The sequence below is a fragment of the Pseudomonas bharatica genome, assembly GCF_048586865.1.
Lineage (GTDB): Bacteria > Pseudomonadota > Gammaproteobacteria > Pseudomonadales > Pseudomonadaceae > Aquipseudomonas > Aquipseudomonas bharatica.
On record NZ_JBMAWR010000002.1, the window covers coordinates 530,988 to 550,987 of the forward strand.

At 59.4% G+C, this 20,000-nt stretch carries 11 protein-coding genes and 1 other RNA gene; 4 read left to right on the forward strand and 8 right to left on the reverse strand.

All coding sequences use genetic code 11. The annotated features are described in order from the left end of the window. Positions 1-785: 785 nt before the first annotated feature. The 8 genes from ACKLLE_RS04980 to ACKLLE_RS05015 form a co-directional block, all read right to left on the reverse strand. Complete coding sequence (locus ACKLLE_RS04980; protein WP_420057049.1) at positions 786-1,451, reverse strand: DUF2971 domain-containing protein; 666 nt, start codon at positions 1,449-1,451, stop codon at positions 786-788. Positions 1,452-1,486: 35 nt separating this feature from the next. Further along, positions 1,487-3,670: a helicase-related protein gene (locus tag ACKLLE_RS04985; protein ID WP_420057050.1), complete on the reverse strand. Its 2,184-nt coding sequence runs from the start codon at positions 3,668-3,670 to the stop codon at positions 1,487-1,489. Then, entirely contained in the window at positions 3,667-4,461 is a 795-nt protein-coding gene (locus tag ACKLLE_RS04990) for a HamA C-terminal domain-containing protein (protein ID WP_420057051.1), read from the reverse strand. The genes ACKLLE_RS04985 and ACKLLE_RS04990 overlap by 4 nt, the downstream gene beginning before the upstream one ends. 390 nt (positions 4,462-4,851) lie before the next feature. After that, positions 4,852-4,948: signal recognition particle sRNA small type (gene ffs, locus ACKLLE_RS04995), an RNA gene on the reverse strand. A gap of 478 nt (positions 4,949-5,426) precedes the next feature. Then, positions 5,427-7,784 (reverse strand): NAD-dependent DNA ligase LigA, encoded by a 2,358-nt coding sequence (gene ligA / locus ACKLLE_RS05000; RefSeq protein WP_420057052.1) that lies wholly within the window; start codon positions 7,782-7,784, stop codon positions 5,427-5,429. 273 nt (positions 7,785-8,057) lie between these two features. Continuing rightward, positions 8,058-8,930 (reverse strand): cell division protein ZipA, encoded by an 873-nt coding sequence (gene zipA, locus ACKLLE_RS05005; RefSeq protein WP_064302578.1) that lies wholly within the window; start codon positions 8,928-8,930, stop codon positions 8,058-8,060. A gap of 201 nt (positions 8,931-9,131) precedes the next feature. Beyond that, complete coding sequence (gene smc, locus ACKLLE_RS05010) at positions 9,132-12,620, reverse strand: chromosome segregation protein SMC (RefSeq protein ID WP_420057053.1); 3,489 nt, start codon at positions 12,618-12,620, stop codon at positions 9,132-9,134. Between the two features lie 2 nt (positions 12,621-12,622). Beyond that, positions 12,623-13,282 (reverse strand): GntR family transcriptional regulator, encoded by a 660-nt coding sequence (locus tag ACKLLE_RS05015; RefSeq protein ID WP_009396167.1) that lies wholly within the window; start codon positions 13,280-13,282, stop codon positions 12,623-12,625. 403 nt (positions 13,283-13,685) lie between these two features. On the opposite strand from ACKLLE_RS05015, the gene xdhA reads away from it, so the two are divergent. From xdhA to guaD, 4 genes are all read left to right on the forward strand, one after another. Further along, positions 13,686-15,140, forward strand: a complete 1,455-nt coding sequence (xdhA, locus tag ACKLLE_RS05020) for a xanthine dehydrogenase small subunit (protein WP_064302576.1) — start codon at positions 13,686-13,688, stop codon at positions 15,138-15,140. Then, positions 15,133-17,532: a xanthine dehydrogenase molybdopterin binding subunit gene (xdhB, locus tag ACKLLE_RS05025; RefSeq protein ID WP_420057054.1), complete on the forward strand. Its 2,400-nt coding sequence runs from the start codon at positions 15,133-15,135 to the stop codon at positions 17,530-17,532. The genes xdhA and xdhB overlap by 8 nt, the downstream gene beginning before the upstream one ends. A gap of 152 nt (positions 17,533-17,684) precedes the next feature. Continuing rightward, positions 17,685-18,530, forward strand: coding sequence for a xanthine dehydrogenase accessory protein XdhC (gene xdhC / locus ACKLLE_RS05030; RefSeq protein WP_009396161.1), 846 nt, complete (start codon positions 17,685-17,687; stop codon positions 18,528-18,530). 10 nt (positions 18,531-18,540) lie between these two features. Further along, entirely contained in the window at positions 18,541-19,848 is a 1,308-nt protein-coding gene (gene guaD / locus ACKLLE_RS05035) for a guanine deaminase (RefSeq protein ID WP_420057055.1), read from the forward strand. Positions 19,849-20,000 lie beyond the last annotated feature (152 nt).

Sequence of the window (20,000 nt, forward strand, 5' to 3'; positions counted from 1 at the left end):
CTTCGCGGCCTTCTTGCACAACAAAACATTCACTTTACGCCGTCCTCATTTCGGTCAGTCTGCGTCGGTCTTCGCTCATCGACGACACGGATAGCAGTCCGTAATGTGGGCGCAGCAGCACGCCTGCCATGGCGGCTGTACGTGTGGGCACCTTCAAGTGCGCCGGTTTCCATGTTCCGATCTGCTAACCCACGCACAGTCGCCACCCTTCGTTTAGCCGCGATCTGTGGTGCATCCATCCACCAGCATGGAGATTCACCATTGAAAAAGCTCGTACCTAATCCACTGGGTACGCTCTGCGTCGTACCAGGGCTATCCCATGAAGAAACGATCAAGCGCTAAAAAAATCTGCATATAGCGATCCTCCGAAAGCTCATATCTGTCTGCCCCTCCCGACGCGCCACCCAAGGAGATGATCTGCGACGTGGTGGTAAACATGAGGATGCTAAGGACTTTGCTGCATCTTGTTGAGGCGACTTCGCCTTTAGGCTCAGCAGTATGAACAAAGACTGAATCCCACTTCGTAGTCTTCTTATCGATATCTGGCACGCTGGAAGTGCAAACACTCTAGGGAGCGATCATTGATCACACACAAACTGCCAATAGAAAACTTTTATTCTCCACTCAATATCCACCCCATAAAATAATTTCTTATCACCTTGTACGGAAAAATCAATAAATTCGCCTCACCCCCATAAGTAAACTGTTGAAAAACAAGAAAAAAAACATCTTGCCTGCTCACAACAACAGTAACACAGCATGAATTAAACAGCCACCACCCACCTTTACTTCAACGTATAAAGCTTCGATCTGCCGACTTCCCCTTTAAACTGCAGAACATCCCTAAAATAATTAGTCATAGCCTCACACAACTCTATCGGCGCCCTAGGATCAAACATGACAGAATCAATTAAAGAGTGACCATCGACTGTAACTTTAATGGGTTTAACCTTTGCACCTTCCTTACGCTCCGCATCCGGATTGTAGAGAATAGCTCGAACCTCATTTTCGAAATTGAAAGCTCGCCGCTTAACGCACAAGATATCAGCCGCAGTAGAAGGATTACTAAAGTCTTCCGCCTGCATAATGCCTTCTAAGTCAGAAACCTCCTTTCGAAACTTAGAGGGCGATAGATACACAACATCAGCAAGACGCCTCTTGAATCCTGCATTATTTTGCGTGTAAGACCGCATTGCAGAAATCAGCGCTTCCCTCGTCGTCCGTAACCTAACACCTAGCATATTTGGGGAGTAGATCCGCCACATCGCATCTGAAACACTCACCCTTGACCAACATTGAGCGAAAATAGCATGATCGTACTCATGCTTTATATGAGTCTCATAAGGATCCTCCCATGAAGATGGATGTGAAAAATGCAAACTTCCCTTCAAGACCTCCACTGCATGCTCAAACTTTACAATGCGATATAGATAGCCAGGTATTGAACTCATTGAAATTCCAAAAATTAATTTACAATTCAAAATATTCAGAGACGCCGGCTCAGCATTCGCTTCTCTATATTGCTCAGCTTTTCCAACGCTCCTCCGCTTTTAATTCTCCTCCTAATCTCCTCAATGTCTTTCACACCGGCAAGACTCTCAGATAGCGCTGATATGATTGAGCGAGGAACACCTGCATCCGCCAACAAAATATCTTGCGGCTCAGTACTTCCATACTGCAGCCTAGTAATAAACAGAGAAAAACTTGCTCGCTCACCGTACACGAAATTATACAAGTTCTCTAACGCCTTAATGTATTTAGGCAACGCATATTCAAAATAACTGTAAACCAAATCAAGAACATTCCTTATCCTAGTATCCTCCTTAACTGCCGAGTGCTCTTTAATCATCTGCTTAATGGAGGGATTATAATATATATAGTACTTTACGAACCTTGCAATATTTCCCGTCGACCAGCCAGTTTTCTTGTCAGAATCGGAAAACAAAACATCATGAACCAATTCAATTATGAGATCCACCTGGCGCTTATTAGGCGGATTTAAAGCACCTTTCAACTCCAATCGCACACTTGGATTATCTCGAAGATAACGAATGAGCTGCAATTGATTATCAAATGGCACATATTTATTTTTCTTAAGTACCTCTACAGGAACATTCCACGAATTAGCTATTTCATGAATTTTTTCACGCTGCTCTTGGGCCTTAGTATTTAAATCACCAAAATTAATCTGAATGCTGTCTTCAGGACGAAGCCTGTCATAATCAAATACGGGAAATAAGATTTCACCCATATCTTTCTGATCGTTATGTTGCTCTAGGAAAATAGCTCGCCCAACGAAGTGTTGACCAAAGCGCCCTGAACGTCCGACGACATTTTTTACTTCAAAACCCGTCAACCCAATTGATGCCTTGGTGGTATCATAAAAAATTACATTCTTTGCGCTTGTATTCACACCTTCCGTCAGAGTTGGAGTACAAACAATTACATCCAAAATTCCAGAATTGAACAAATCAACGATTTCAGTTTGTATATACTTTGGCACTCCGGCGTGATGAAACGCCACACCAACCTTAAGAAAATCTATCAAATGCCACTCAGAAGATATATTTTTCTTGATGTAGTCAATCAGCTCAGAAACCGAGCTATCAGGCCTTCTGGCCGACTTAAAACTAGCGATGAATTTTGCACGAGTTTCTGCTGAGTCCTTCCTACAAACATAAACGATCGACTGCCCATCGATTTTTACAAGGGTTTGCTTAAGCCTTGCATCCTTACTCTCTCTTGCAGGAAGCGCTTTCCCCTCATAAACAGCACTACCACTGTAATAATTGATAGTATGTTTTTGAACAATATCTGTTTCAAACTTTACAAAGTGACCTCCTGTACGGCTAAGATACTCCTTACTAAATCCATCAAAATAAGGACCAATCAGATAATAATCACACCCGCTCAAATACGCCTTATATAGGCAACTCGAAAACACCGAAGACCTTCCATCTTCGGAATCTACCTTGTAGACCTCATCAAAGACGAAAAAATCGTATAAAATCTTGTATTCATCTGTATATACATCAAACTTCTCAGGAGTAAATATATAGATCGATTTTCCATCACCCGGTTCAATATGAGTGGAGAAAACTAACCGATACTCGGAGAGTCGAGCATCCTCACGGAAGGCCAAGTAGGTTTCACTGAGCAACGCATTTGTTGGGACCACCACAGCAATAGAATTATAGGCACAATGTGAAATTATCTCCCTAACGATTCTAGACTTTCCAAACGATGTAGGAGCGCTCACAACTAAGCGCCGCCTCAACATAAAAAGATCGAATAAATCCTTTTGCTCCTTAGTTAAAAGGACATCTCCATCTACAGAGTAAAATGCCTGCTGGGCCAAGTCCAACAAGCCATTTTCTTCAGTGATACTGAGCCCTCGACGCCTAAGCATCTCTTCATATAGAAATATCCTTGAAGATCTAATACACTGCTGAAGAATACTTTTGGCAAGCCCGTCTTCATCTACAGCATACTCGCACGCAAAGCACAGCTCTCGTACAGCTAGAGAGTAGTACCTCTCTGACTGAAGCAGCTTATATATATCCTCTAGATACCTTATGTATTCAAACCCTACAGACCTTCGTATAGCTTCTACGTCAGACTCAACCAGACGCTTATAGGCCTTATCAGCTAACGACTGATGCAAACTCATACAAACACGGCCTCCATCGCCTCTAGCTTATCCTTAATACTGCCGACATCTGCCAAAGGCAGCAAAATAAAAAAAACTTCGATATTCAGCTTTTTTGTAATCGACCGCCTATCAATCAAGTTAAATTTATCTGTCACTTGCTTTAGCATTCCCGCGCGGAACGCCTCATCTAATCTGCTAAAACCCTTAAAAAGCGCGGTTTCATATGTAATCAATGCAGGTATTACAATACGAACATCATCAAGAGAGACAGTGCCATCCAGCATCTCGATTATCTTTTCAGACACAGGAAGCTCGCCATTCACCTCAATATTTGGACAGAGGATAGAAAACTCATCTTTCAGATATTCCCCCTGCGTATGCCTCTCAATCTCCTCAACAACATCATCCAGCGCCGACGAGAAACTTTTATAAAACTTAACCTCACCAAGCCATAACTCAACCTCATCGCTCTCGTTTACTACAAAGTGCGCGCAGTCGAATCCTTTGATTTGGTCCTTAACAGAACTCCGAAGTTTAACTTTCGTGACCAGCCTGTCTGCCCCATAAAAAGTTTTTAAAATCAAGAACAGCAGGAGCTCTCCGTAATCCCCTTTTTTATCTTTTTTAGCCTTTGATATTCTTGAAAACGCAAGCCTATACATCTCATCAACGTCGTCATCCATTTTAAGTCGCTCATATTCCTCCGGAGTAAGCGCAAAATGGGGAAGAGCACCACGTATGACCTTAATTAGTTCATCCTGCCGATAAGCACCATTTTCATACGTCAAATGATATGGATCTTTTTTCAACCCAACACAGTTTATGTCAGACTGAAATCTAACCGCTAGCTTGGAGAATCTTTTATATAACTTCCTCATACCTCACCATTTCAACTGAACGAATAGGAGATAGCAAAAGCTCAGAAAATGAGGTCTATAGCGGATAATCATCAACACTTTGCGTGTCGAAGAGCGAACAAATCCATTTCCAAGGTTATGCTGAGCCATAGGCCTAGAACCAAGCCATCCTTTTGCCAGTATCCAACATAATGGTAACGACCGAAGAGTACAATGGGCTTCGGTAGATATCAGTCAAAAGGAGAGAGGGAAGAGGCGGAGGGAGAGACGCCGGCGTGAGACGAGGACCGCGGAAAGAGGTACTTGACTTGGGATACAGTCAGACCCCAGAAATGGAGGCGGCCCCACCAGCCACACCCCGGCACACAATGTTCCCGCTATGGCTGCTCCCTTCCGGGCCTGACCAGGTTTACGGGTAATCGTTGCGGGGGGACCGATGGGGCCACCATTACGCAGCTCGCCATCTGGTGACGAGCCGCGCCATTGTACCGGTCTGAGGCAGAGTTACAACCTTTGGGTGAGAAAAAATCATCATTTCTCAAGGACTTGTCCGAAGCGAGGGGCTCGCTGCGTGACGCTGTCGGGGGGCCTGGGCGCCAGTTGTGTGAGGCATACCGGAATGGGGCTGGCTGTGAGGGCGGCGAGCCGCTGCGATCAGGAGGCTGAATTCATTGACGCAATCGCTGGCAAGCCAGCTCTCATAGAACAAAACATAACTCTTTGATTTGCAGGGCCCTTGTGGGAGCGGGTTCATCGGAGCGCCGAACCGCCGCGATTGCTATTGTGAATTCACTACCGCAATCGCGGGTGAACCCGCTCCCACAGGGTATTGAGCTGCGCCCCGGATGTTGGAAACTGTTCTCTGCGCGACAGCGCAGCCTGAAAGGCTGGGCGGACTCCCACAGGGTCCGCGGATCCTAGATGGCGATGCCCTGCCCTGTCAGAAATTCTATGAAGGCGTCTTCGTCCATTACCTTGACCCCCAGTTCGTTGGCCTTGGTGAGCTTGGAGCCGGCACCCGGTCCGGCCACTACGCAGTGGGTTTTGCCGGAGACGGATCCGGCTACCTTGGCGCCGAGGCTTTCCAGTTTGTCCTTGGCGATGTCGCGGTTCATGCGCTCCAGGGTGCCGGTGAGGACCCAGGTCTGGCCTGCCAGCGGCAAGCCTTCCGCCGTTTTCTTTTCGCTGGCCCAGTGCATGCCGAATTCCAGCAACTGCGCTTCGATGGCCCGGGCGAGGTCACGGTTGGCTTCGACGAGGAAGAATTCACGCACGGCATCCGCCTGCTTGGTCGCCAGGGCCTGGCGCAGGTCGATGCCGTCGGCTTCGATGATCTTGTCCAGGCTGCCGAGCTTGGCGACCAGCTTTTCGGCGCCGGTAGGCCCGACCGAGGAGATGTCGAGCTTGGCGATCATGCCGGCCAGGGTGGTGCTGGCCGCGAATTCGGGGCTGAGTTCGCCTTCGTCCTGCAGTTGCATGCCGCAGTCGAGCAGTTGCTGGATGACGTTGCGGTTGTGCTCGTCTTCGAAGAAGTTGTGGATTTCGTACGCCACTTCCAGGCCGATGTCCGGCAGGTAGGTGAGCACTTGCGGCAAGGCCTTCATCACCCGTTGCAGCGAGCCTAGCGAGCGGGCGAGGACCTTGGCGGTTTCTTCGCCGACATCCGGGATGCCGAGGGCGTAGACGAAGCGCGCCAGGCTCGGGCGCTTGCTGGCTTCGATGGCGGCGAGGAGCTTGTTGCTGGAGACTTCGGCGAAGCCTTCGAGCTCGACTACCTGCTCGTAGGTGAGGCGGTAGAGGTCTGCCGGGGAGGCGATCAGGCCTTCGTCCACCAGTTGCTCGACGCTCTTTTCACCCAGGCCGTCGATGTCCATGGCCCGGCGCGAGACGTAGTGGATGATCGCTTGCTTGAGCTGCGCGGCACAGGCCAGGCGGCCGACGCAGCGGTACACGGCACCCTCGCTGACGGTTTCCTTGCCCTTGCTGCGCTTGACCAGTTGGGTGCGTTCGACCTGCGAGCCGCATACCGGGCATTCGGTGGGGATCTGCACCGGGCGCACGATGTTCGGGTCGCGGCGTTCCAGTACCACTTGCATGACCTGCGGGATGACGTCGCCGGCGCGGCGGATGATCACGGTGTCGCCAATCATCACGCCCAGGCGCGCGACTTCGTCCATGTTGTGCAGGGTGGCGTTGGCGACGGTGACGCCGGCGACCTTGACCGGCTTGAGCCGCGCCACCGGGGTAACGGCGCCGGTGCGGCCGACCTGGAATTCGACGTCGAGGACTTCGGTGAGCTCTTCCATGGCCGGGAATTTGTGGGCGATGGCCCAGCGTGGTTCACGGGCGCGGAAGCCGAGTTCGCGCTGCGAGGCGAGGCTGTTGACCTTGAATACCACGCCGTCGATTTCGTACGGCAGGTCGTTACGCCGGGCGCCGATGTCGTGGTAGTAGGCCAGGCATTCTTCGATGCCGGCGGCGTGCTTGAGCTCGCGGCTGATGGGCATGCCCCAGGCCTTGAGCTGTTCGAGGATGCCGATATGGGTGTCGCCCACCGGTGCGGACACCTGGCCGATGCCGTAGCAGCAGAATTCCAGCGGGCGGCTGGCGGTGATCTTCGAGTCGAGCTGGCGCAGGCTGCCGGCGGCGGCGTTGCGCGGGTTGGCGAAGGTCTTGCCGCCGATCTCGGCCTGGGACGCGTTGAGCTTTTCGAAGCCGGCCTTGCTCATGAAGACTTCGCCGCGCACTTCCAGCACCTCCGGCCAGCCCTCGCCGTGCAGCTTGAGCGGGACGTTGCGGATGGTGCGGACGTTGACGCTGATGTCTTCGCCGGTGGTGCCGTCGCCACGGGTGGCGCCCTGGACGAGCTGGCCGTTGCGGTAGAGCAGGCTTACGGCCAGGCCGTCGAGCTTGGGTTCGCAGCTGTAGTCGACCGGGGCGCCGCCACCGAAAAGGTCGCCGGCCGGCAGGTCGAGGCCTTCGACGACGCGGCGGTCGAATTCGCGCAGGTCGGTTTCCTCGAAGGCGTTGCCGAGGCTGAGCATGGGGATTTCATGGCGAACCTGGGTGAAGGCCGAGAGCGCGGCGCCACCGACGCGCCGGGTCGGGGAGTCCTCGGTGACCAGCTCCGGATGCTCGGCTTCCAGGGCCTGGAGCTCGCGGAACAGGCGGTCGTACTCGGCGTCGGGGATGCTGGGTTCGTCGAGCACATAGTAGCGGTAGTTGTGCTGGTCGAGTTCGGCGCGCAGTTCGAGGATTCGGGTTTCGGCATTCATGGTTCTGGGTCTCTTGCTATGAAGAGCAGTCGGGCGATGGTCTGCTGGAAAGGAGAGCCTTGGGGCAGCGCGGACCTTGTGGGAGCGGGTTTACCCGCGATTGCGGTGGTGAATCCAGCATCGCAATCGCGGGTGAACCCGCTCCCACAGGGTTCAGTAGTGGCTTCACTATCGCTATCGCTGGCAAGCCACTCCCACAGGGTTCGCGACGGGCTCTCGATCTCTGTAAGCACAAGGGCCGCTAAGCGGCCCCTGTGGTATCAACTAAGTGTTTCAGCGTTTCTGGGTCAGCGCGCGGCGCTCGAATTCGACGATGCGCTGGCGGTAGTGTTCGATGGTCTGCGCGGTCATGACGCTGCGCTGGTCATCCTTGAGTTCGCCATTGAGTTCGTGGGCCAGCTTGCGTGCGGCAGCCACCATCACGTCGAAGGCCTGCTTCGGATGACGCGGGCCCGGCAGGCCGAGGAAGAAGCTGACGGCGCGGGTGCTGAAGTGGTCGATGTCATCCAGGTCGAAGACGCCCGGCTTGACGGCGTTGGCCATGGAGAACAGGACCTCGCCGTTACCGGCCATGCTTTCGTGACGGTGGAAGATGTCCATTTCGCCGAAGCGCAGGCCGCTTTCGAGGATGTTCTGCAGCAGGGCCGGGCCCTTGAAGCCGCCTTCATCGCGGGAGATGACGCTGATCACCAGCACTTCCTCGACCGGTGGCAGTTCCTTGCCTTCAGCGGCAGTACCGTAGCCGGTGGTCGTGGTGGTGCGGGTGTTTTCCGCCGGGAAGTCGTCTTCGGCATCGGCGAACAGGTCAGGCTCGCGCGGTTCGGCGCTGAGGGCGAGGTCGCCCTGCAGCGGCTCGCCGCGCTTGCCACGCTTGCCGGCCTTGCCCGCCTTGGGCTCGCGCGCCGGGGCGCTCATCGAAGGCAGGTCGTCCTCGTCGAGTTGCGGTTCCTGGTGCGTGTCCAGCACGCGGGACGGGCCGAGCACTTCGGCGTTGCTGTCGTCGTCAGGAAGATTGGAGAAGCTGCGGTCCAGACGGAATTTCAACTTGCCCTTGCCACCGCGCATGCGGCGCCAGCCGTCGAAGAGAATACCGGCGATAACTATGATGCCGATGACGATCAGCCATTCGCGCAGACCGATTTCCATGTAATCCCGTGCCTCTGTAAAAAATGCTGAAAAATAAAAGGGTTAAAACCCTTTAAAACGTGGCGCCAACTCTATGTTCTGACTGACGTTTTACCCACGCACGAAAAATTGACATTAAGCTAGCACGACCAAAGATAACTTTACACCGTCTAGGCCACTTGACCGGCGCATTTGCCCAAAGATCGTGCATAAACTCCCGTTTCAGGCGTCGACCATGGCCATCGCCTCCTCCACATCCACCGCCACCAGCCGCGAACAGCCGGGTTCATGCATGGTCACCCCCATCAGTTGATCGGCCATCTCCATGGCGATCTTGTTGTGGGTGATATAGATGAACTGGACGGTCTGGCTCATCTCCTTGACCAGCCGCGCATAGCGGCCGACGTTGGCATCGTCCAGCGGCGCATCGACTTCATCGAGCATGCAGAACGGTGCCGGGTTCAATTTGAAAATGGCAAATACCAGGGCCAGGGCGGTCAGCGCTTTTTCACCGCCGGAGAGCAAATGAATGGTGCTGTTCTTCTTGCCTGGCGGCCGCGCCATGATCGTTACCCCTGTATCGAGTAAATCTTCGCCCGTCAGTTCCAAGTAAGCGCTGCCGCCACCGAAAACTTTCGGGAAAAGTGCCTGCAATCCGGCATTTATCTGATCGAAGGTATCCTTGAAGCGATTGCGGGTTTCCTTGTCGATCTTGCGGATGACGTTCTCGAGGGTGTCCAGGGCTTCCACCAGGTCGGCGTCCTGGGCATCGAGGTAGCGTTTGCGCTCGGATTGCTGCTGGTATTCCTCGATGGCCGCGAGGTTGATCGCGCCCAGGCGCTGGATGCGCCCGTCGAGGCGCTCCAGTTCGGCTTCGGCCTCCTGTTCGCTGGCCTCCGGGGTCAGGGTGGCGATCACGCCGTCGAGGTCGTAGCCGTCGGCGTGCAGTTGTTCCTGCAGGGTCTTGCGCCGCACGCTGAGGCCCTGCCATTCCAGGCGGTGCTGTTCGAGCTGGCCGCGCAGCAGTTGCGACTGCTGCTCGGCCTGGCTGCGGCGTTTTTCGGCGTCGCGCAGCTGGCGGTCGGCGTCGTCCATGTGCAGGCGCGCCTGACGCATTTCCTCGTCGACGCTCATGCGTTTTTCCAGCAGCTCTTCCAGCTTCAGGCGCAGCTCTTCCAGCGGCGCCTCGCCCTCTTCCAGGTTGAGGCTGAGCTGTTCGCGCTTTTCAGTGAGGCGTTCGGATTGCAGTTCCAGGCGTTCCAGGGCCTGGCGCGTGGAATCGTGCTGGGCGCGCAGGGAGCCGAGGCGCACGGCCAGCTGGTGGGCATGATCCTTGTGCTGACGGGCTTCCTGGCGAACCCGGTCGAGGTGCTCGCGCAGGCCGTCGCGCTGGGCCAGCAGCAGCTCGCGCTGCTCGGTGTCCTGAGCCATGAGCTCCAGGGATTCCTGCAGGATCAGGCGCGACTCACCCAGTTGCTCCTGTTCGATCGCGCGTTGCCCGGCAGCCTCGGCCAGTTCGTCTTCAAGACGCTGGCGACGCAGGTTGAGCTGTTCGGCGCGGGCCTTGCCGGCGGACAACTTCGCTTTCAATTCACCTTGCTGGCGGGCTTCTTCCTGGGCACGACGGCGCAGTTGCTCGCGGCTGTCTTCCAGGTGACGCTGCTGCTCGCGCAGTTCCCCGAGCTGCTCGTCAAGCTGGGCCAGGCGCGCCTCCTGCTCCTCTTGCTCCAGCCCCAGGCGCTCCAGTTCCTGGCCACGGGCAAGCACACCGCCCTGGGCATCGCTGGCCCGGCTGACCCGCAGGAAGTGCCGCCCCACCCAGTAGCCGTCACGGCTGACCAGGCTTTCGCCCTCGCCCAGTTGCCCGCGCTGGGCCAGGGCCTGGTCCAGGGTTTCCACCGGGCGTACCCGGCCCAGCCATGGCGCCAGGTCCACCGCGCCTTCGACCTTGTCCAGCAGGCTGCCGGGCAGGCGGGTCGCGCCGGCCTGGGCGTCGAGCAGGCGCAGTTCGCCCTGGTCGAAGCCGTCGAAGGCCAGAGTGTCGAAACCGTCCACCAGCACCGCTTGCAGATCGGCGCCGAGCACGGTTTCCACCGCCAGCTCCCAACCGTTTTCGACCCGCAGGCCCTCGGCCAGGCGCGGACGCTGCTCCAGCCCCTGCTCACGCAGCCATTCGGCGGCGCCTTTGCCCGGTTCCAGGGCCGCCTGCTGCAAGGCCTCCAGCGAGGCCAGCCGGCCGCCGAGGCGCTGCAATTCGCCCTGGGCCTGCTGCTGGGCCTGGGTCGCCTGTTGCAGTTGCTCGCGCAGCGTGTCGAGACGCTCCGCGGCCTGTTGTTCTTCCAGTTGCAGGTCTTCCAGCGCCAGCTCGCTGCCGGCGACCTGTTCGGCCAGTTCGAGAATGGCCGCGTCTTCCGGGTCGGCGCTGAGCTGATCGCGCTCTTCGCCCAGCTTGCGCTGGCGCTCGGAGAGGCGTTCGATGCTGTGCTCCAGTTGCTGGATCCGCGACTGCTGCACCTCGGCCTGGCGCCGTGGCTCGGCGGAGCGGGCGTTGAAGGCGTCCCACTGTTCCTGCCAGCCGTGCATGGTGGTTTCCGCTTCCTCGAGGGTCGCGGCAGCTTCCTCGGCGGCGGCCAGGGTCATTTCCTGTTCCGGCTCGAGCATTTCCAGCTCTTCGCCGAGGGTCGCCAGCAAGGTGCGGTCGTGGCCGAGGTGGGATTCGGTTTCCTGGCGCGAGCGCTCGGCTTCCTTGAGGTCGTCCTGCAACTGGCGCAGGCGCTGCTGGCCGTGCTGGATGCTTTGCTCGATGCGCGCGATATCGCCGCCTACCGAATAGAAGCGCCCCTGCACCAGATTGAAGCGCTCGGACAATTCATGGTGCCCGTCACGCAGCCTTTCGATGCTGGCGTCGGCATTGCGCTGGTCCGCCACCAGCGCCTCGAAGGACACTTCCTGGTCGCCGATCACGCTTTCGCGCTGGCGTACCTGCTCGTCCAGCGCACGCCAGCGCAGGGCCGCCAGTTGCGCCTTGAGCTGGCGTTCCTCGGCCTTGTATTCGGTGTATTTTTCCGCCGCCTGGGCCTGGCGATGCAGGCGCTCCAACTGGCGCTCCAGCTCTTCGCGCAGGTCGGTCAGGCGCTCGAGGTTTTCCTGGGTGCGGCGGATGCGGTTCTCGGTTTCGCGGCGGCGCTCCTTGTACTTGGAGATGCCCGCGGCTTCCTCGATGAAGTTGCGCAGCTCTTCCGGCTTGGCCTCGATCAGCTTGGAGATCATGCCCTGCTCGATGATCGAGTAGCTGCGCGGCCCCAGGCCGGTGCCGAGGAAGATGTCGGTGATGTCCCGGCGCCGGCATTTGGTGCCATTGAGGTAATAGGTGTTCTGCCCGTCGCGGGTCACCTTGCGGCGGATCGAGATCTCGGCATAGGCGGCGTATTCACCCACCAGGGTGTTGTCGCTGTTGTCGAAGACCAGCTCGATGCTCGCCTGGCTTACCGGCTTGCGGCTGGTGGAGCCATTGAAGATGACGTCGGTCATCGATTCGCCGCGCAGGTTCTTCGCCGAGCTTTCGCCCATCACCCAACGCACCGCGTCGATGATGTTGGACTTGCCGCAGCCGTTGGGCCCGACCACGGCGGCCATGTTGCTGGGGAAGTTGACCGTGGTCGGGTCGACGAACGACTTGAAGCCCGCCAGGCGGATGCACTTGAGGCGCATGGTCAGTCGGCCACCAGGGCCGAGAGCACCAGTTCGCAGCTGCGGCTGCAGTAGGTACTCAACACCTCGCGGACCTTGGCCAGGTCACGGGCGACCACGGCCTGCAGCAACTGGGCAAACAGCACCAGGAAGTCGTTCATCTGCGCCTTGCGCCGGTCCAGCGCCAGGTAATAGGCACGGCTCATGGCCGGCTGCAGGTTCTCGACGGTTTCCTGCAGGTAGGGGTTGTTGGCGAAGGGATAGGCGGCGCGCATCACCGCGAAGCTTTCCTCGACGAAGGTCTGGATGTCCTTGCGCGCGCAGGCCTCGGTGAGCCGTTGCTGGATGCCGAGGAACGGCGCCAGGTCGGCCTGGCTCTGGTGCCCGGTGGCGACCGAGTTGCCCAGCAGGATGTACAGCTCGCCCATCAGCGCGCAGAGGCTGCGCAGGTTGTGCTCGTTGAGTTCGGTCACGTGGGCGCCACGGCGCGGCAGGATGGTCACCAGGTGACGGCGTTCGAGGATCAGCAGCGCTTCGCGCACCGAACCGCGGCTGACATTCAGCGCCTGGGTGACCTTCTGTTCCTGGATGCGTTCGGCAGGCTTGAGTTCGCCCCGGATGATCCGCTCGGCCAGGTAGTGGGCAATTTGCTCGGAGAGGCTGTCCGGCGCCTTGAACGTCATGGTTGTCCTTCGCAATCGTTGAACGGCTAAAAACCCGGAAGTGTACCGCAAATGCCCTTTGCCAGCATGAAAGACGCCGTCAACCTGCACGAGCTTTTCGTGCCTGGCGTACGACTTTTCATGGGTCCGAGGGCATTCCTCAGCGTACGCCCGACTCCCCGCGAAGAATTCAGTCAAGGCTAGTCGAGGATCGGGCATGCTGCTTGCAAACGTTCACTCATCCATCTCAGCGTTTTCCTACGTGATCGGTGCTTAACTGAAGACAGGGAAAAGTGCTGCGGATGACCGTGCGCGGAAAATTTCCTGACCCTTAAGTCAGAAAATCATTGACCGGAAAGTCAAGGCTGAATACATTCCGCCTCAGTCCGCTCAACAACAATAAATTCGCTTGTGAGGCCCTTCCGTGATCCAGTTTCTCTTGAACCAGGAATTGCGCAGTGAGCATGCCCTGGACCCCAACATGACGGTGCTCGACTACCTGCGCGTGCACCTGGGCAAAACCGGTACCAAGGAGGGCTGCGCCAGCGGTGACTGTGGTGCCTGCTCGGTGGTGGTGGCCGAGCTCGATACCGATGCCCAGGGCAAGGAAAGCCTGCGCTACCGCAGCCTGAACTCCTGCCTGACCTTCGTTTCCTCGCTGCACGGCAAGCAGTTGATCAGCGTCGAGGGCCTCAAGCACCAGGGCAAGCTGCACAGCGTGCAACAGGCCCTGGCCGATTGCCATGGTTCGCAATGCGGCTTCTGCACCCCGGGCTTCGTCATGTCGCTGTTCGCCCTGCAGAAGAACAGCGACGCGCCGGACCTGCACAAGGCCCAGGAAGCCCTGGCCGGTAACCTCTGCCGCTGCACCGGCTACCGCCCTATCCTCGCCGCCGCCGAGCAATCCTGCTGCCAGGCCAAGCCTGACCAGTTCGATGCCGCCCAGGCGCAGACCATCGAGCGTCTGAAAGCCATCGCCCCGAGCGAAACCGGCGAGCTGAACAGCGGCGACAAGCGCTGCCTGGTGCCGCTGACCGTGGCCGACCTGGCCGACCTCTATGGCTCGCACCCGGAAGCCCGGCTGCTGGCCGGCGGTACCGACCTGGCGCTGGAAGTGACCCAGTTCCACAAGACCCTGCCGGTGATGATCTATGTGGGTAACGTCGCCGAACTCAAGCGCATCGAGCACTTCGACGACCGCATCGAGATCGGCGCCGCCACCCCGCTGACCGATTGCTACGACGCCCTCAGCGCCGAGTACCCGGACTTCGGCGAACTGCTGCACCGCTTCGCCTCGCTGCAGATCCGCAACCAGGGCACCCTGGGCGGCAATATCGGCAACGCTTCGCCGATCGGCGACTCGCCACCCTTGCTGATCGCCCTCGGCGCGCAGCTGGTGCTGCGCAAGGGCGAGAGCACCCGCACCCTGAAGCTGGAAGACTATTTCATCGACTACCGCATCACCGCGCGTCAGGACAGCGAGTTCATCGAGCGCATCATCGTGCCCAAGGCGCGCAGCCACTGGGCGTTCCGCGCCTACAAGGTGTCCAAGCGCCTGGACGACGATATCTCGGCGGTGTGCGCGGCCTTCAACCTGCGCATCGAGAATGGCGTGATCGAGCAGGCCCGGGTGGCGTTCGGCGGCATGGCGGCGATCCCGAAACGCGCCCGTGCCTGCGAGGCGGCGCTGACCGACAAGCCGTTCAACCAGGCCACCCTGGAGAAGGCCTGCCAGGCCCTGGGCGAAGACTTCACCCCGCTCTCGGACTTCCGCGCCAGCAAGGAATACCGCCTGCTGGGCGCGCAGAACCTGCTGCGCAAGTACTTCATCGAACTGCAAACACCGCACATCGAGACCCGGGTGACCGCTTATGTCTAACCATCATCACGTGGCCAAGAGCCAGGCCGAACTGGCCGAACTGTTCAGCCAGGACCTGACCACCGGGGTCGGTCGCAGCGTCAAGCACGACAGCGCCGACAAGCAGGTGTCCGGTGAAGCGGTGTATATCGATGACCGCCTGGAATTCCCTAACCAGTTGCATGTGTATGCCCGCACCGCGGACCGCGCCCATGCGCGCATTCTGAAGATCGATACCAGCCCGTGCTACGCCTTCGAGGGCGTGCGCATCGCCATCACCCACGAGGACATTCCCGGCCTCAAGGACATCGGCCCGGTGGTGGCCGGCGACCCGCTGCTGGCCATCGACAAGGTGGAGTTCTTCGGCCAGCCGGTGATCGCCGTGGCCGCTCGCGACCTCGACACCGCGCGCCGTGCGGCAATGGCGGCAATCATCGAGTACGAGGACCTGGAGCCGGTGCTCGATGTGGTCGAGGCCCTGCGCAAGAAGCACTTCGTGCTCGATAGCCACACCCACCGGCGCGGCGACTCGGCCAGCGCCCTGGCCAGCGCCCCGCACCGCCTGCAGGGCACGCTGCACATCGGCGGCCAGGAACACTTCTACCTGGAAACCCAGGTGTCCTCGGTGATGCCCACCGAAGATGGCGGGATGATCGTCTACTGCTCCACCCAGAACCCCACCGAAGTGCAGAAGCTGGTGGCCGAGGTGCTGGACGTGCCGATGAACAAGATCGTCCTCGACATGCGCCGCATGGGCGGCGGTTTCGGCGGCAAGGAAACCCAGGCGGCCAGCCCGGCCTGCCTGTGCGCGGTGATCGCTCGCCTCACCGGCCAGCCGACCAAGATGCGCCTGCCGCGGGTCGAGGACATGACCATGACCGGCAAGCGCCACCCGTTCTATGTCGAGTACGACGTGGGCTTCGACGACAACGGCCGCCTGCACGGGATCAACTTCGACCTGGCCGGCAACTGCGGTTACTCGCCCGACCTGTCGGGCTCGATCGTCGACCGCGCGATGTTCCACTCCGACAACGCCTACTACCTGGGCGATGCCACGGTGCACGGCCATCGCTGCAAGACCAACACCGCGTCGAACACCGCCTACCGCGGCTTCGGCGGGCCGCAGGGGATGGTCGCCATCGAGGAAGTGATGGACCGCATCGCCCGGCACCTGGGGCTCGACCCGCTGGCGGTGCGCAAGGCCAACTACTACGGCAAGACCGAGCGCAACGTCACCCACTACTACCAGACCGTCGAGCACAACCTGCTCGAAGAAATGACCGCCGAGCTGGAGGCCAGCGCCGACTACGCCGAGCGCCGCGAATCGATCCGGCGCTTCAACGCCAACAGCCCGATCCTGAAGAAAGGCCTGGCGCTGACCCCGGTGAAGTTCGGCATTTCCTTCACCGCCAGCTTCCTCAACCAGGCCGGTGCGCTGATCCATATCTACACCGACGGCAGCATCCACCTGAACCATGGCGGCACCGAGATGGGCCAGGGTCTGAACACCAAGGTGGCGCAGGTGGTGGCCCAGGTGTTCCAGGTGGACATCGAGCGCATCCAGATCACCGCGACCAACACCGACAAGGTGCCCAACACCTCGCCGACCGCCGCCTCCAGCGGTGCCGACCTGAACGGCAAGGCGGCGCAGAACGCGGCCGAGACCATCAAGAAGCGCCTGGTGGAATTCGCCGCACGGCACTTCAAGGTTACCGAGGAAGACGTCGAGTTCCGCAACAACCATGTACGGGTGCGCGACGAGATCATCACCTTCGAAGCGCTGATCCAGCAGGCGTACTTCGCCCAGGTGTCGCTGTCCAGCACCGGCTTCTACCGTACGCCGAAGATCTTCTACGACCGCAACCAGGCACGTGGCCGGCCGTTCTACTACTTCGCCTTCGGCGCGGCGTGCTGCGAAGTGATCGTCGATACCCTGACCGGCGAGTACAAGATGCTGCGCACCGACATCCTGCATGACGTCGGCGCCTCGCTGAACCCGGCCATCGACATCGGCCAGGTCGAGGGCGGCTTCGTCCAGGGCATGGGCTGGCTGACCACCGAGGAACTGGTGTGGAACGCCAAGGGCAAGCTGATGACCAACGGCCCGGCCAGCTACAAGATCCCGGCGGTGGCGGACATGCCGATCGACCTGCGGGTGAAGCTGGTGGAGAACCGCAAGAACCCGGAGGACACGGTGTTCCACTCCAAGGCCGTGGGCGAGCCGCCGTTCATGCTGGGGATCGCCGCGTGGTGCGCGATCAAGGATGCGGTGGCGAGCCTGGCCGATTATCGCGAACAGCCGAATATCGACGCCCCGGCGACACCGGAGCGGGTGTTGTGGGGTTGCGAGCAGATGAGGAAGAAGATGGCGCAGCGACAGGCTTCGGTCGAGGTCGAGGCGGTCACCGAGTAACGGGCTGGCCTGTTTGTGAAGGCTGCCGGCCTCATCGCCGGCAACGCCGGCTCCCACAGGGTTCGGCGGTGTACGCGATACCTGTGGGAGCTGGCGTTGCCAGCGATGAGGCCGGCACAAGCACCACAAGATTCCTTGAGAGGACATCAATCATGCACCAATGGATCAACGCCCTCGCCGAGTTGCAGGCCCAGGGCGAGCCCTGTGTCCTGGTGACCATCATCGAGGAGCGCGGCTCCACCCCGCGCAACGCCGGTTCGAAAATGGTGGTCAGCGCCTTCCAGCTGTACGACACCATCGGCGGCGGCCATCTGGAGTTCAAGGCCATGCACATCGCCCGCCAGATGCTCGCCGAAGGCCGCGAAGCGCCCCACCTCGAACGCTTCAGCCTGGGCGCCAGCCTCGGCCAATGCTGTGGCGGCGCCACCGTGCTGCTGTTCGAACCCATGGGCGCGGTGCAGGCGCAGATTGCCGTGTTCGGCGCAGGCCATGTCGGCCGCGCTCTGGTACCCTTGCTCGCCGCCCTGCCCTGCCGGGTGCGCTGGATCGACTCGCGCGAGCAGGAATTCCCCGCGACCCTGCCCGCCGGTGTCAGCAAGATCGTCGCCGACGAGCCGGTGGACGAGGTCGATGAACTGCCCCCGGGCAGCTACTGCATCGTCATGACCCACAACCATCAGCTCGACCTGGAACTCACCGCCGCTATCCTCAAGCGCAACGACTTCACCTGGTTCGGCCTGATCGGCTCGAAGACCAAGCGCGCCAAATTCGAACACCGCCTGCGCGACCGCGGCTTCGATGCCCAGCGCCTGCAGCGCATGCGTTGCCCGATGGGCCTGGCCGAGGTCAAGGGCAAGCTGCCGATCGAGATCGCCGTGTCCATCGCCGCCGAGATCATCGCCACCTACAACGCCAGTTTCGGCCAGCACAACCCGGCCGCGAACGCCGAACCCATTGCTCAATTGCTGCCGCCCTCACGGCGCAGCCAAGCCATTTGACGAGACCGTTATGAGTGCAACCCGCAAAGCCTACCGTTCCGCCATCCTGCACAGCATCGCCGACCCTGCGGACGTCGGCATCGACGCCTCCTTCGAGTATTTCGAGGATGGCCTGCTGGTGGTGGAAAACGGCAGGATCAGCCGTGTCGGCCATGCCGGCGACCTGCTGCCGACCCTGCCCGCCGATATCGAAGTGGTGCATTACCAGGATAAGCTGATCACCCCGGGCTTCATCGACACCCACATTCACTTCCCGCAGACCGGCATGATCGGCTCCTACGGCGAACAACTGCTGGACTGGCTGAACACCTACACCTTCCCGTGCGAGAAGCAGTTCGCCGACAAGGCCCATGCCGACAAGGTGGCCAGGATCTTCATCGAGGAACTGCTGCGCAACGGCACCACCACCGCCCTGGTGTTCGGCAGCGTGCACCCGGAGTCGGTGAACGCCTTCTTCGAAGAGGCCGAACGCCTCGACCTGCGCATGATCGCCGGCAAGGTGATGATGGACCGCAATGCCCCGGACTACCTGACCGACACCGCCGAATCCGGCTATGCCGAAAGCAAGGCGCTGATCGAACGCTGGCACGGCAAGGGCCGCCTGCACTACGCGGTCACCCCGCGCTTCGCCCCCACCAGCACCCCGGAACAGCTGCAACTGGCCGGGCAACTGCTGGGCGAATACGACGGCCTGTACATGCACACCCACCTGAGCGAAAACCTCAAGGAAATCGACTGGGTGAAGTCGCTGTTCCCCGAGCGCAGTGGCTACCTGGATGTGTACGACCACTTCAAGCTGCTCGGCGAGCGCTCGGTGTTCGCCCACGGCGTGCACCTGTGCGATGCCGAATGCCAGCGCCTGGCGGAGACCGGTTCGGCCGTGGCGTTCTGCCCGACATCCAACCTGTTCCTCGGCAGCGGCCTGTTCAACCTGCCGCAGGCGGAGCAGTTCAAGGTCAAGGTCGGGCTGGGTACCGACGTGGGAGCCGGCACCAGCTTCTCGCTGCTCAATACGCTGAACGAGGCGTACAAGGTGATGCAGTTGCAGGATGCTCGCTTGCATCCGTTCAAGTCGCTGTACCTGGCGACCCTGGGTGGCGCGCGGGCGCTGAGCCTGGATGACCGGATTGGCAGCCTGAAGGCCGGCAACGATGCCGACTTCGTGGTGCTGGACTACAAGGCCACGCCGCTGCTGGATTACCGCCTGCAGCAGTCAAACAGCATCGAGGAGACGCTGTTCGTGCTGACCACCTTGGGCGATGACCGCACCATCAGCCAGACCTTTGCAGCGGGTGTTTGCGTACATCAGCGCTCGTAAGAGCACCGCAAAACAATGTGGGGGGGGGGGGGGGGGGGGGGGGGGGGGGGGGGGGGGGGGGGGGGGGGGGGGGGGGGGGGGGGGGGGGGGGGGGGGGGGGGGGGGGGGGGGGGGGGGGGGGGGGGGGGGGGGGGGGGGGGGGGGGGGGGGGG